The 12785-nt window shown below is 64.1% G+C and carries 14 protein-coding genes; 6 read left to right on the top strand and 8 right to left on the bottom strand.

Features of this window, described 5'->3' with window-relative positions; translation table 11 throughout:
- The first annotated feature begins 69 nt into the window (after positions 1-69).
- The 3 genes from L0U82_RS27440 (at position 70) to L0U82_RS27430 (ending at position 3500) form a co-directional block, all read left to right on the top strand.
- Positions 70-282, top strand: coding sequence for a hypothetical protein (locus tag L0U82_RS27440; RefSeq protein ID WP_233836055.1), 213 nt, complete (start codon positions 70-72; stop codon positions 280-282).
- A 297-nt stretch (positions 283-579) separates the two neighbouring features.
- Positions 580-1593 (top strand): extracellular solute-binding protein, encoded by a 1014-nt coding sequence (locus L0U82_RS27435; protein ID WP_233836053.1) that lies wholly within the window; start codon positions 580-582, stop codon positions 1591-1593.
- The gene (locus L0U82_RS27430; RefSeq protein WP_233836051.1) at positions 1593-3500 is read left to right on the top strand and encodes a diguanylate cyclase domain-containing protein; all 1908 of its coding nucleotides are present in this window, start codon (positions 1593-1595) and stop codon (positions 3498-3500) included. The genes L0U82_RS27435 and L0U82_RS27430 overlap by 1 nt, the downstream gene beginning before the upstream one ends.
- Positions 3501-3571: 71 nt before the next feature.
- On the opposite strand, the gene L0U82_RS27425 is transcribed toward L0U82_RS27430, so the two are convergent.
- From L0U82_RS27425 to phnG, 7 genes are all read right to left on the bottom strand, one after another.
- Entirely contained in the window at positions 3572-4705 is a 1134-nt protein-coding gene (locus L0U82_RS27425) for an alpha-D-ribose 1-methylphosphonate 5-triphosphate diphosphatase (RefSeq protein WP_233836049.1), read from the bottom strand.
- A 73-nt stretch (positions 4706-4778) separates the two neighbouring features.
- A complete protein-coding gene (gene phnL, locus L0U82_RS27420; protein ID WP_233836047.1) occupies positions 4779-5528 on the bottom strand; it encodes a phosphonate C-P lyase system protein PhnL in 750 nt (249 codons plus the stop codon).
- An 8-nt stretch (positions 5529-5536) separates the two neighbouring features.
- On the bottom strand, positions 5537-6307 hold the full coding sequence (gene phnK, locus L0U82_RS27415; RefSeq protein WP_233836045.1) for a phosphonate C-P lyase system protein PhnK: 771 nt from the start codon (positions 6305-6307) through the stop codon (positions 5537-5539).
- Complete coding sequence (locus L0U82_RS27410) at positions 6304-7254, bottom strand: alpha-D-ribose 1-methylphosphonate 5-phosphate C-P-lyase PhnJ (RefSeq protein WP_233836043.1); 951 nt, start codon at positions 7252-7254, stop codon at positions 6304-6306. The genes phnK and L0U82_RS27410 overlap by 4 nt, the downstream gene beginning before the upstream one ends.
- Positions 7251-8393: a carbon-phosphorus lyase complex subunit PhnI gene (locus L0U82_RS27405; protein WP_233836041.1), complete on the bottom strand. Its 1143-nt coding sequence runs from the start codon at positions 8391-8393 to the stop codon at positions 7251-7253. Before L0U82_RS27405 ends, L0U82_RS27410 begins: the two co-directional genes overlap by 4 nt.
- Positions 8393-9004: a phosphonate C-P lyase system protein PhnH gene (gene phnH / locus L0U82_RS27400; protein WP_233836039.1), complete on the bottom strand. Its 612-nt coding sequence runs from the start codon at positions 9002-9004 to the stop codon at positions 8393-8395. Before phnH ends, L0U82_RS27405 begins: the two co-directional genes overlap by 1 nt.
- Positions 9004-9501: a phosphonate C-P lyase system protein PhnG gene (gene phnG, locus L0U82_RS27395; RefSeq protein WP_233836037.1), complete on the bottom strand. Its 498-nt coding sequence runs from the start codon at positions 9499-9501 to the stop codon at positions 9004-9006. Before phnG ends, phnH begins: the two co-directional genes overlap by 1 nt.
- A 180-nt stretch (positions 9502-9681) precedes the next feature.
- Between phnG and phnF the strand changes: the two genes are divergently transcribed.
- From phnF to phnN, 3 genes are read left to right on the top strand one after another with little or no spacing between them, the layout of a single operon-like run.
- Positions 9682-10440, top strand: coding sequence for a phosphonate metabolism transcriptional regulator PhnF (gene phnF / locus L0U82_RS27390; RefSeq protein WP_233836035.1), 759 nt, complete (start codon positions 9682-9684; stop codon positions 10438-10440).
- A complete protein-coding gene (locus tag L0U82_RS27385) occupies positions 10437-11159 on the top strand; it encodes a DUF1045 domain-containing protein (RefSeq protein WP_233836033.1) in 723 nt (240 codons plus the stop codon). The genes phnF and L0U82_RS27385 overlap by 4 nt, the downstream gene beginning before the upstream one ends.
- A 55-nt stretch (positions 11160-11214) precedes the next feature.
- Complete coding sequence (gene phnN / locus L0U82_RS27380) at positions 11215-11766, top strand: phosphonate metabolism protein/1,5-bisphosphokinase (PRPP-forming) PhnN (protein WP_233836031.1); 552 nt, start codon at positions 11215-11217, stop codon at positions 11764-11766.
- A gap of 45 nt (positions 11767-11811) precedes the next feature.
- Here the strand turns inward: phnN and L0U82_RS27375 are convergent, their stop codons facing one another.
- Positions 11812-12720 (bottom strand): LysR family transcriptional regulator, encoded by a 909-nt coding sequence (locus tag L0U82_RS27375; protein WP_233836029.1) that lies wholly within the window; start codon positions 12718-12720, stop codon positions 11812-11814.
- Positions 12721-12785 lie beyond the last annotated feature (65 nt).

The following is a 12785-nucleotide window of genomic DNA, read 5'->3' as shown; positions in this document are numbered from 1 at the left end:
ATCAAGGCCGCGCGCGTAATCAGCGCATATTCAAGGATTTTTTTCGGGGATTACGATTGGCGTACATTTGTGAACTGGAGCGAAACCGGGCAGTTAAAGATTCTGGATAAGCTGCCGTTAATTAACGACACCGCGCTCATCCGCGTATTACCCGTTATAACCGGCGTCGGAGATTTTTTTCGAAACCATTTCGACAGGGGCAAAAAAATGCGGGCTTTGGCGCTATCATCGTTGCTCCGTGTGTTCGTCGCCGGTGGCTTCGCATCCGGCGTATCGGTCTGAAGAAAGTCGCCGGGTAGCCGTCGATTTAAACTGCCGCGCGTTTGCGCCGGGTCAAAAAAGGCCTTCTGCTAAACGGTGTTATCCATGCACACGATGTTGATGGTGGATGAAAAGAACTGTTGTAAGCAGGTTTTTCAACGGCGAATTCCAGTCGTATCTTCCCCGGTGCGCGTTCCGTTATTGCGCCGCGGCGTTTTTAGTATTTTTCCGTCAACATTTTTGTCGGTGTCTGGCGCCGGTTTTTATGCGGCTGCTTTATCCATTGTTTTTTCAGCGCTTTTGCCGCTTTTGATCGGCATGCTTTTTTGCGCCGGTTTGGGCGTCGCAAGGCCCGCCGCGGCCGCCGAAAAAGTGCTGCGCGTGCTTGCGTGGCCCGGCTATGCGGATCCCGATGTCGTCAAGGCATTCGAAACGCGCTATGACGCGAAGGTCGAAGTCACGCTGGTCGATTCCGACGAGGCGTTGTGGTCGCAGATGCATAACAAGGACGCGCCGCGGTTCGACGTGCTCGCCGCCAACACCGCCGAAATTAGCCGCTACGCCGACGCGAATCTGCTCGCCCCGCTCGATCTGACGAAGCTGCCGAATACGCGCCGGCAATTGCCGCGTTTCCAGGCGCTCGGCTCGATCCATGGGCTGACCTCGGGCGGCAACGTGTACGCGATTCCGTTCACGTATTCGACGATGGGGCTGATCTACGATCGCAAGCAGATTCCGGTCGCGCCGCACTCGATGCGTGAATTATGGAACCCGCGCTATCGCGGCAAGGTGCTCGACTTCAACAGCGCGCAGCACAACTTCTCGTTCACCGCGCTCGCGCTCGGCTATCCGCATCCGTTCCAGCTCGACCCCGAACAGATGCGCGCGATCGCGCACAAGCTGGTCGATTTGCGCCGCAACCTGCTTACGTACTACACGCTGCCGGAAGAGGCGACCGCGTTCTTCGTTCAGCACAAGGTCGCGCTGATGTTCGGCAACTACGGCACGCAGCAGCTTCAGTTGCTGCGCCGCGCGGGCGCCGACGTCGGCTACGTGATTCCCGATGAAGGCGTGCTTGCATGGCTCGATTGCTGGTCGATGACGCGCGCGGCGAGCGATAAACCGCTCGCGCTCGAATGGATCAACTACATGCTCGAACCGAGCGTCAGCGCACTGCTCACGCAACGCCAGGGGCTCGCGAACACGCTGACGGAGCCGGCGGAAACGAGTGCCAATGCGCATATCGTCTGGATCGGCCCGGTCGAAGACATCCAGCGGCGCGAGGATCTGTGGACGCGGATCGTGTCGGGCGACCGCTCGGGGCGCTTCTGATGAAGTGGCGGCGCGGCCTGACCTTCAAGCTCTCGGTGCTGCTCGCCTGCATCGGCGTGCTCGCTTCGGGCGCGACCGGCTACTACGCGTATCGCGCGAATCGCACGATGCTCGTCAACGAAGCGGAGCGCAGCCTGCTGACGTCGACGGAACTGCTCGGCCAGCGCATTGCGGTTTCGATCGACGACGTTGCGGCGGACGCACTCGTGCTCGCGACGATGCCGTCTTCGGTGGGCGTCGCGCAGAGCGACGACGGCATGGGCCGGAACCCGACGCGTGAACGTCTGGCGCAGGTGTATTCGAGCTTCATGATGCATCACCCGGAATATCTGCAGGTGCGCTTGATTACGCGCCAGCATCATGGGCTCGAACTGATCCGCTTCGATCGCGACCGCGATGGTCTGGTGCGCGTGGAGGGCGACGATCTGCAGGAAAAAGGCCAGTTCGCCTATGTGTTCGATACGCTGACGTTCGCGCCGGGCCGTATCTATACGTCGCCGATCGGCGTCAATCATGAATACGGTACGCACGCCGCGCAGGGCAAACCGACGTTGCGCCTCGGCACGCCGATCGCCGACGCGAACGGCACGGTGGTCGGCGTCGTGGTGATCGATATCGATCTGGGCGGCATGCTGCGACGCTTGCAGAGCGATCTGCCGAGCGACTACCAGGTCTATCTCGCCAATGAATGGGGCGACTTCCTGATTCATCCGGATCCGTCGAAAACCTTTGGCTTCGACCGCGGCCGGCGCGTGCTGATGCAGGACAGCTTCCCGGTTACGAAGCCGCTGTTCGACCAGACTCGGGGTTCGGTGCTGGCTAACGGGCTCGCGAGCCCGCGTCAGGCGGACGGGCAGGTCCTCGCGTTCGTGCGCCGCCCGTTCAGCGGCTCGGAGGGCAACCGCTTTATCGTGCTCGGTCTCGCGAAGCCGCTCGAAGATGTGCTGGCCGGCGCGCATCAGCTCGGCACGCGGATCATTCGCATGGTGCTCGTCTTCAGCGCGCTGTCGGTCTTGCTGGCGATTCTGTTCGCGCGGGCGCTGACCAAGCCGCTGCATCTGCTCGCGTATGCGGCGACCCATCAGTTCGCCGACCACGCGATGAACACGTTGCCGCTCAAACGCACGGATGAAATCGGCGTGCTGGCGCGTTGCTTCGACCGGCTGCGGCGCGAAATCCGCGCGCAGATGGATACGCTGCACAGCAAGCAGAGCGAACTCGCGCATCTGGCCTCGCACGATGTGCTGACCGGGCTGCCGAACCGCATGCTGTTCATGCAGAAGCTGGAGAGCGCGATCGTCAATGCGAAGCGGCATCACGACGGGCTCGCGGTGCTGTTCGTCGATCTCGACCGCTTCAAGCAGATCAACGATCAGTTCGGTCACTCGGTCGGCGACAAGGTACTGGTTGCGGTCGCGGGTCGCCTGAAGCACGTGCTTCATTCCGGCGATGTGGTCGCGCGGCTCGGCGGCGACGAATTTATCGTGCTGATCGAGGGGGAGCGCATCGAAGAGCAGACGCCGACGATCGCCGCGCGCATCATGGATGCGCTGAACGAAACGCTGACGATCGACGGCGACAGCATGACGGTCGGCGCGAGCATCGGCATCAGCGAATTCCCGCACGATAGCGGCAATGCCGAGGAACTGCTGCTGAATGCCGATGCGGCGATGTATGCGGCGAAATCGGGCGGACGGTGCGCGTATTTGCGCTATCGGGATCTGCGCGACGCGCGTCAGCATGAATCTGCCGATGAGGCTGATGAGGCCGGCGAGGCAGGTGAGGTGCAGGATGCGCGGGACGCCGAAGCCACCGGAGAGGCCGCGAGAAACGACGCAGCGCGCGCACGTGCCGCGGAAGGCGCGGTAGCCGGTGTGGAAGGGCGCGAAGCGGAGCCGACTGCCTGACGCGGGCCGCTCGCGCTTATTCAATCCAATACGGTAAGCCCGGCGCACATCCCGCGTAGGCCACAGCCCGTTCAAACGATCCGCACGCCACCCCGATACGTCGCGCGCGGCACCGGTAGCGCGCCGAGCATCGTCACGCGTACGAGGTCCGCGCGCAAACCTGGCTCGATCGCGCCGCGGTCGGTCAAACCGGCTGTGCGGGCCGGCTCGGCCGAAACCGTAGACATCGCGCGCGGCAGCGTCCAATCGGCTTTTTCGACCAGATCGAATACCGCGGTCAACAAACTCGACGGCACGTAGTCCGACGACAGAATGTCGAGCAGGTCCGCGCGCGCGAGTTCCAGAGCCGATACGTTGCCCGAGTGCGAGCCGCCGCGCACCACGTTCGGCGCGCCCATGATCGTCGCGATGCCGTGCTCGCGCGCGGCCTCGGCGGCGATACGCGTAGTCGGAAATTCGGCCAGCACGATGCCCTCGGACTTCGCCTGTTCGACGTGCTCGATCAGCGTGTCGTCGTGACTCGCGACCGGAATGCCGAGCGTCTTGCAGCGCGACACGATTTCGTGACGGTGCGCATCCGCGTAACGTTCCTGTTCGACCGCGAGTTCGGCGAGTGCGCTGGCCACGCGTTCGTCGGTCATCTTGCCGTTGCGCTCCTGGTAGCGGCGCCATTGCTCGCGGTCATGCCATTGACGCTGGCCGGGCGTGTGATCCATCACCGATACGAGCCGCAGCAGCGGGTGCTCGCACAACGAATCGAAGACCTCGACGACATCGGCGGTCGCGACCTCGCAGCGCAGATGCAGAAAGTGCTCGGCGCGCAGCAATTGACGCGCGGCGAGCCGTTGCAACGAATCCGCGCATCGGGTCTGCGTGTCGCGGCCGCGCACGCCGACGCTCCAGCGCGTGCCGATCGCGAGCGCGTCGAAGACGGTCGTGATGCCGGCCGCGGCGACCTGCGCGTCGTGAATCACGAACGCGGCGTCGGTGTTCCATTCGACGCCCGGACGCGGCGCCAGATGCTTTTCGAGGTTGTCCGTGTGCAATTCGATCAGGCCAGGCAGCAGATAGTCGCCGTCCCAGTCTTCGGCATCGCGCGCGGAAGTCGCGCCGCGTTCGATATCGCGAATCACGCCGTCCTCGACGCGTACCACGCCGGTGAATACTTCGTCTCGCGTCACGACGCGAGCATTGCTGATCAACATTCGACTTGCTCCGTAGTCAGTCGGGCTTTGTATCAGTGTGGCGCCGCTTTGTGTCAAGCGCGCTCGATCGCGCTTAATGGCGCCGTGGCGGCCGCAGTTCGATGCGACGGGTCGCCACCTTGTTGCGCGTTTCCTCGTCGTGGAAGATGCCGACGATCGCCGCGCCGCGCTCGCGCGCATCGACGATCAGTTCGGCCACCGTGTCGCGGTTTTGCGCATCGAGCGACGCGGTCGGTTCGTCGAGCAGCAGCAACGGATGCTCGGCAATCAAGCCGCGTGCGATATTCACACGCTGCTGTTCGCCGCCGGAAAACGTCGCGGGCGCGAGCGCCCACAGCCGCTCGGGCACGTTCAGGCGCGCGAGCAGCGCGGCGGCGCGCTCACGCGCTTCGTGCTCGGGGACGCCGTGCAACAGCAGCGGCTCGGCGACGAGCGTGAGCGTCGGCACGCGCGGGATCACGCGCAGAAACTGGCTCACGTAGCCCACGACATTGCGGCGCAAACGCAGTACGTCGCGCGGTTGCGCGCCGGTGATCGACACCGGCTGGCCATCATCGCTGGTATCGCGGATATCGATCGAACCCGCGCTCGCGACATAGTTGCCATACAGACAGCGCAGCAGCGTGCTCTTGCCCGCGCCCGACGGCCCGACCAGCACCACGCATTCGCCGCGCTCGACGTCGAGCGATACGTCCGCGAGCGCTTCGATCTGGACGCCGCCCTGGCCGTGCAGCGTAAAGGTCTTGCCGATGCCGGCGGCGCGCAGCATCAGCGCCGGGTTGGTGGCGAAAGCGGGTTCGGCGCCTGTTTCAGTGGATTGCATGATGAGCCTCAAACCGGCAGAACCGAGGAAACCAGCGTTTGCGTATACGGATGCTGCGGATCGTCGAGCACCTGATCGGTCAAGCCGGCTTCGACGACTTCGCCGGCTTGCATCACCATCAACCGATGCGCGAGCAGACGCGCCACGCCGATATCGTGCGTAACGATCAGCACCGACAGATGCAGCGTCGAACTCAGCGTGCGCAACAGATCGAGCAGACGTGCCTGCACCGACACGTCGAGGCCGGCGGTCGGTTCGTCCATAAAGACGAGCCGTGGACCGGTGACGAGATTGCGCGCGATCTGCAAACGCTGCTGCATGCCGCCCGAAAACGCGGTGGGAAATTCGTCGATACGGGTAGGGTCCAGCTCGACGCGCTCCATCCACTGCGTCGCAGTGCGGCGAATGTCGCCATAGTGGCGTGCGCCGACCGCCATCAGCGGCTCGCCGATATTCGCGCCGGCCGATACGCCGATGCGCAAACCATCGCGTGGATTTTGCTGCACGAAGCCCCACTCGGTGCGCATCAGCAGACGGCGGCGCGGCTCGGACAGCGCGCGCAGATCGAGCACGTCGCCGTGCGACGCGGTGTAATGCAGCGAGCCGCTATCGGCTTCGGTCTTCAACGCGAGCGTGTTGAGCAGCGTGGTCTTGCCCGAACCCGATTCGCCGACGATGCACAGCACCTCGCCCGGATACAGATCGAAGCTGACGTTGCGGCAACCGTTGCGGCCGCCATACTGTTTGGTGAGCGCGCGAGCGCTCAGCAGCGGCGTCATACGGATTCTCCTTCGCGTGCGCGGTGCGGCAGCGGCTGCTGCGCTTCGGTGCCTGTCGCGCTATCGATTTCACCGCCATCGCGCCGTTCGTGGCAATAGTCGCTATCCGAGCAGACGAACATGCGCGTGCCCGCGTCGTCGACGATCATCTCGTCGAGAAAGCTCTCTTTCGATCCGCACAGCGCGCACGCGTGCTGCCATTTCTGCACTTCGAACGGGTGATCGTCGAAGTCGAGACTGCGCACATGGGTGTACGGCGGAATCGCGTGAATCCGGCGTTCGCGGCCCGCGCCGAACAGCTGCAGCGCGGCATTCATATGCATCTTCGGGTTGTCGAACTTCGGGATCGGCGACGGCGACGTCAGATAGCGATGGTTGACGATCACCGGATAGTCGTACGTGGTCGCGATGCTGCCGTGATGCACGATGTCCTCGTAAAGCTTCACGCTGATGAGCCCATAGTCGGCGAGCGCATGCAGCTTTTTGCATTCGGTGACGCGCGGTTCGAGCCGGTACAGCGGTTCCGGCATCGGCACCTGATAGACCAGAATCTGCTGCTCGGTCAGCGGCGTTTCGGGAATCCGGTGACGGGTCTGGATGATCGTCGCGTCGCTCGTGCGGCGCGTGGTCGCGACGCCGGTCGTGCGCGCGAAGAAGCGGCGGATATTGACCGCGTTGGTGGTTTCGTCGGAGCCTTGATCGATCACCTTCAGCGTGTCCTGTTTGCCGATGATCGCGGCCGTCACCTGGATGCCGCCGGTGCCCCAGCCGAATGGCAGCGGCATTTCACGCGAAGCGAACGGGACCTGGTAGCCCGGCACGGCCACCGCCTTGAGCAGCGCGCGGCGCAGCATGCGCTTGGTCTGCTCGTCGAGATACGCGAAGTTGTAGCCGTGCGCGGCGCTGTCGTACGTGGCGGAAGAAAGAGCGGTATCCGGTGCGTTCATGCTGCGTGCTCCCTGTCGCTGGTCTCGCCGGCTTCGTCGTTGCATTGATGCTGCGCGCGCAGACGCCGCACCAGTTCCAACTCCGACTGGAAGTCGACGTAATGCGGCAATTTCAGATGCTGCACGAAGCCCGACGCTTCGACGTTATCGCTATGCGACAGCATGAATTCGATGTCCTGGGTTGGCGACGCCAGCGTTTCGCCGAGTTCTTCCGCGCGCAACGCGCGATCGACGAGTGCCATCGCCATCGCCTTGCGCTCCGAGTGGCCGAACGCGAGGCCGTAGCCTTGCGTAAAGGTCGGCGCTACCGTGCTGCTGCCCGCGAACTGGTTGATCATCTGGCATTCGGTGATGTCGATGTCGCCGATATCGACCGCGCGGTCCGGTCCATCGAGTTCGTCGAGATCCATCTCGACCGCGATCGTGCCGAAGCGGATCTCGCCCGCGAACGGATGCGAATTCGCGTAGCCGCGTTGCGTCGCGTAACCCATCGCGAGCAGAAAGCCTTCATCGCCGCGCGCGAGATTCTGCAAGCGCGTCGCACGGCTGGCCGGAAAGGCCAGCGGTTCGCGCGACAGATCGCCCGGCTCCGTACCATCGAGCGTCGGACGTTCCTGTTCGATCAGACCTTCCTTGTCGAGCAACGAGACGACGCGCGGCATCGGCTCCGTTGCGGGTGTTTCGCGCGGAGTCGATGCATCGCCATACAGCGCTGTCGCTTCATGCTGAGCGTCGGCAAGCAGCGCGAAATCGAGCAGACGCTGCGTGTAATCGTAGGTCGCGCCCAGAAGTTGACCGCCCGGCACGTCCTTGAAGGTTGCCGAAATGCGCCGCTCGACCTGCATCGTTTCGGTGTCGATGGCGCGCGTATAGCCGAAGCGTGGCAACGTGGTGCGATATGCGCGCAGCAGAAAGATCGCTTCGACCAGATCGCCGGCGGCCTGCTTGATCGCGAGTGCGGCGAGTTCTTCGTCGTAGATCGAGCCTTCGGTCATCACGCGTGCGACCGCGAGACGCAACTGCTCGCGAATCTGCGCGACGCTGAGTTCGGCGATTTGCGTATCGCCGCGGCGTGCCTTGTCGAGCAGGCGCCACGATGCTTCGATCGCGCGCTCTCCACCTTTGACTGCAACGTACATCAGTTCACCTTTGCTTCAGTTGTGCGCGGCAAGCCGATCAGGCGCGTACCGCAAACCAGATAACAGTCGATGCCGGATGGAAACAGCGGCGCGAGCGTCGCGCGTTCGCGCCAGAATCGCGCGGGCAAGCCGACTGGCGAAATCGTCGCGGTATCGCGGATGCCGGGGCCGCGCAGCGCGATCGGTTCACCGCCTGTCAATGCATCGACGCGGATCAGCAGCGTGGCCGACTGCTCGGGCGATTCGGCGCTGCCGGGCGCAAAGCTTTCCAGCGGCGGCAGTGCTTCGGCATCGTGCAGATAGGCAAACGCGGCGTTGGCCGGTGTATCGACGAGGGGCGCGCCGGTATGAAAGCGCAACGCCGATGCGAGCGCGGTGTCGGGTTGCGCGAGCCAGACGGGCGTCGCGTAATCGCAGAGCGTCAGCAGCGCCGCGAACGCGGCGGGTTCGGCGCGCGCGCGATGCGGCTCGGGCAGCACGTCGCCGATCAAGCCGATCGTGCCCGGCCGCGACAGCGTATCGAGCAGCGTGCGAAAGACCGCCTGCGTATCGTGGACCGGATCCGCGAAGCCCGGCGTCAGCGTCGATAAAGCAATCTGTGCGCTTTCCATCAGTCGCCTCGCACCATCGTAAAGAATTCGACGCGCGTCGACGCCGCGTCCTGTCGTTGTTGCGCATGGTGTGCCTGCTGCCGTGCGGCGAATGGCTCGATCAACTGACGATGCAAGCGATCGTGATGCTCGGGCATTTGCAGCAACGCGTCGGCAAGCGCGGCCAGTTCGGCGCGGCGGCGGTCGCGGCCCAGATGACAGGCGACGCCGACGGTCGCATTCGCGCCATCGTTGGTACGCAAGCGCAGCGTCGCGCGCGTGACCGTTGCTTCGCCGAGATTGAACGGATCGCCGCTGCCGCCGATGCGCCCGCGTACCATCGCGAGACCGATTTCAGGCGGGCGCAGCCAGTCGTAGGAGGGAGCGGGGAGGTCGCGTAACAGATGCTCGAACGCGGCTTCGAGGTCGGCGCGCGGCGTGCGGGCCAGCACGGCCATCCAGGCGCGCCGGGTCGATGACGGCACGGCGGAAGAAGAGGAGGGGGAGGTGACGCTCATCGGAATTCCTGTCGATTCAGCGAGTAGACATTCAACCATCTATTCATCTAAACGTCTAGACGTTTATAGTCGTGTGTTGCGCGCAATTCCGCGTGTGGCGGCCATTTCATATTTCCATCATGGCTTGCGCACTACAATGCCTTCATGGCGATCATTTGAACCTGGGGGAATGACAGCACCATGACATCGAACGACAGCGCGGCGCCGGCCACGACACTCGAACGCGGCGCGGGCGTGGCCGTCTGGCGGCAGATCGAACAGATCCTCGCGGCCGAGATAGCGGCCAGTGGTTTCGGCGACGAGGGCCGGCTGCCGAGCGAGGGTGAACTGGCCAAACGCTTCGACGTCAACCGCCATACCGTGCGCCGCGCGATGCTCGGCCTCGCCGCGCTCGGTCTCGTCAGCGTCGAGCAGGGGCGCGGCACGTTCGTGCAGCCCGGTGCGATCGACTATACGATTGGCCGCCGTACGCGCTTCACCGAAAACCTGCGGCAGCAGCATCATGCGCCGGCCGGCAAGATGCTGTCGGCCGCGCGCGTGAAGGCCGAACCGGGCGTGGCGAAGGCGCTGGGGCTGCGTGCCGGCACCGCGGTGTATCGCATCGAATCGCTGAACGAGTCCGACGGCGTGCCGCTCACATTTGCGCGCAGCTGGTATCCGGCGATGCGTTTCACCGATTTGCCGGACGTGGTGCAGCGGGTCGGCGGCATGACGAAAGCACTGGCCGAATTCGGCGTCACCGATTATCTGCGCAAGTGGAGCCGTATCGGCAGCGTGCTGCCCGAGCCCGAAGTGGCGCGACGCCTGAACATCAATCGTCAGCAGCCGGTGCTGTGGGTCGAAAACGTCGACGTCGATATGCAGGGGACTCCGGTCAAATACGGCTTCACGCATTTCGCCGCGGATCGTGTGCAACTGCTCGTGGAGCACGATCTGTGAGCGGCGCGTGGGACGCACAGGCGCGCTTTGCCGTCTACTACGCGCCGTCGCATGAATCGATGTGGTGGCAGGCAGGCTCCGCATGGCTCGGCCGCGACGCGCAAAGCGGCAAGGATTGCGTGCCACCGCAACTGCCGGGATTGACGCGTCCATTGGCGGCATTGACCGATGCGCCGCGCCGCTACGGCTGGCATGGCACGCTGGTTGCGCCGTTCAGGCTCGACGCCAGCATCACGCAGGCAGACGTGCTCGAAGTGGCGCGTGCGTGGGCGCTCACGCAACAGCCGTTTGCGCTGCCGATCGAAGCCGCGACGCTCGGCGATTTCGTCGCGTTGCGGCCCGCCGATGCGCATGGCGATGCGCGTATGCGCGAAGTCGCGGCGAGCGCGCTGCAATCGCTCGATACGTTGCGCGCGCAGCCATCGGCGGCCGATCTCGCACGCCGGCTCGCCGCGCCCTTGAGTGAACGGCAACGTACGTTGCTGCTCCAATGGGGTTACCCGTACGTGCTCGACGAATTCCGTTTTCATATGACGCTGTCCAACTCGCTTGCCGATGCCAACGAACGCGCGACGCTGCTCGCATGGTGGCGGCAGCGCACGACCGAACTCGGGCCGCTCGCGATCGATCGGGCCGCGCTCTTCGTCGAACCGGCGCCGGGTGAGCCGTTCGTGTTGTGGGAGCGCCTGCCGTTCGGCAGTGCGGCGCCCCGCGCATGATCGCAAATGATCGCAATTGATCGCAACGACAACAGCGCAACGAGGTGAACTGACAATGACAGGGCGTTTGATCTATGTGATGGGGCCATCGGGCGCGGGCAAGGATTCGCTGCTCGAATTCGCGCGTCAGCGGCTCGTCGGTGAGCCGATCGTTTTCGCGCATCGCTACATCACGCGGCCGAGCGGCAATGGCGAGGCGCATGTCGCGCTAAGCGTCGAGGAATTCGCCGCGCGCTCGGTGCAGGGACTGTTTGCGCTCGAATGGTCGAGTCATTCGCTGCGCTACGGCATCGGCATCGAACTCGATGCGTGGCTTGCGCGCGGTTGCACGGTGGTTGTCAATGGTTCGCGGCAGTATGTGCAGCATGCGCTCGCGCGTTATCCGCGGGCGGAAGTGGTTCATGTGAACGCCGCCGCGCATATTCTCGAAGCGCGGCTCGGCGCGCGGGCGCGCGAATCGGCGGAGCAGGTCGCGGCACGGCTTGCGCGGCGCGCGCCGTTTTCGTTGCCCGATAGCGTGCGTTGCACGACCATCGATAATTCCGGCGCGCTCGAAGACGCGGGGCTCGCGTTGATCGCCGCGTTGAAGGAATCCGTGAGCGTCTGACAGGCACGCAAAAGCGTGCGCTAACAACAAGCCGTCCGACACGCGTTATTGCACACTGCCCATCCTGTCGCGCGTCGCTTGCCGCAAACACGCGACGAACTGCTGCACCGCCGGCGTCGGCAGCAGGTCGCGTCGCGAGATGATGCTCAGATCGTAATTCGGCATCGCGTCTTCGATCTGCGCGACGCGGATGCCGAGCGGCGCGACCATCTGCGCAAGCGGCTGCGTGAAGCAACCGATCACGTCGGTTTGCGACACGAGCCCGAGCGTCACCGCAAACGATGATGGCGCGCGCAACATCCGCTTCGGCACCGGCAGGCCATGCGCGCTGAACATCGCCATCATCACGCTGTGTGGGAAATGATCGGCACCGACCGTTACGATCCACTCGGCGTCGAGCAACTGATGCAAACGCGTGACATTCGCGAGCGGATGGCCGTCGCGCATCGTCACGACGAATTGCGTCGAGTAGAGGGGCACCTGCACGAGGTCCGCATCCAGAGCCTGCACGTGATGGATCGCCGCGAGATCGAGCGTGCCGTTGCGCAGACGCGCGAGCGCATCGGGCACCGTCACTTCTTCCAGATGCAGATTCACGAGCGGCATCTTGTTGCGAAAGTTCGATACCGCATGCGGCAATACGGTCAGCGCGAGCGACGGCATCGTGCCGACGCTGACCTTGCCGGCCAGTTCGCCCTTCACCTGTTCGACGGCTTCGACGGTGCGGCGCATGTCGCCCAGCAACTGCTCGGCGCGCGGCAGCAGCGCGAGGCCGCATGCGGTCAGTTCGATGCCGCGCACGCTGCGCACCATCAGTTCCGCATTCAGCGCGCTTTCGAGCTCACGAATCGTATGAGTGACGGCCGGCTGCGTCACGCCCAGTTCGCGCGCGGCGGCCCGCAGACTGCGGTGATGCGCGGCGGCGACGAAGGCTTGCAACTGTTGCAGCTTCATAAGGGAAACCCCGTATATAAAGCCTGTTAATCAGGGTGAAAAAAATAGCATCTTATTCGAACCTG

This window comes from Paraburkholderia sp. ZP32-5, assembly GCF_021390495.1.
Classification (GTDB): domain Bacteria; phylum Pseudomonadota; class Gammaproteobacteria; order Burkholderiales; family Burkholderiaceae; genus Paraburkholderia.
The sequence above is the reverse complement of the archived record's forward strand: the minus strand, read 5'-3'. Positions and strand labels throughout refer to the sequence as shown.

What these genes read in the sequence shown, in the direction of transcription:
- L0U82_RS27435 (WP_233836053.1), top strand. Translation starts at nt 580, where the DNA reads ATGCTTTTTTGCGCCGGTTTGGGCGTCGCAAGGCCCGCCGCGGCCGCC.
- phnH (WP_233836039.1), bottom strand. Translation starts at nt 9,004, where the DNA reads ATGGAAAGCGCACAGATTGCTTTATCGACGCTGACGCCGGGCTTCGCG.
- L0U82_RS27410 (WP_233836043.1), bottom strand. Translation starts at nt 7,254, where the DNA reads ATGAACGCACCGGATACCGCTCTTTCTTCCGCCACGTACGACAGCGCC.
- phnF (WP_233836035.1), top strand. Translation starts at nt 9,682, where the DNA reads ATGACATCGAACGACAGCGCGGCGCCGGCCACGACACTCGAACGCGGC.
- L0U82_RS27405 (WP_233836041.1), bottom strand. Translation starts at nt 8,393, where the DNA reads ATGTACGTTGCAGTCAAAGGTGGAGAGCGCGCGATCGAAGCATCGTGG.
- L0U82_RS27430 (WP_233836051.1), top strand. Translation starts at nt 1,593, where the DNA reads ATGAAGTGGCGGCGCGGCCTGACCTTCAAGCTCTCGGTGCTGCTCGCC.
- L0U82_RS27425 (WP_233836049.1), bottom strand. Translation starts at nt 4,705, where the DNA reads ATGTTGATCAGCAATGCTCGCGTCGTGACGCGAGACGAAGTATTCACC.
- phnL (WP_233836047.1), bottom strand. Translation starts at nt 5,528, where the DNA reads ATGCAATCCACTGAAACAGGCGCCGAACCCGCTTTCGCCACCAACCCG.
- phnN (WP_233836031.1), top strand. Translation starts at nt 11,215, where the DNA reads ATGACAGGGCGTTTGATCTATGTGATGGGGCCATCGGGCGCGGGCAAG.
- L0U82_RS27375 (WP_233836029.1), bottom strand. Translation starts at nt 12,720, where the DNA reads ATGAAGCTGCAACAGTTGCAAGCCTTCGTCGCCGCCGCGCATCACCGC.
- phnK (WP_233836045.1), bottom strand. Translation starts at nt 6,307, where the DNA reads ATGACGCCGCTGCTGAGCGCTCGCGCGCTCACCAAACAGTATGGCGGC.
- phnG (WP_233836037.1), bottom strand. Translation starts at nt 9,501, where the DNA reads ATGAGCGTCACCTCCCCCTCCTCTTCTTCCGCCGTGCCGTCATCGACC.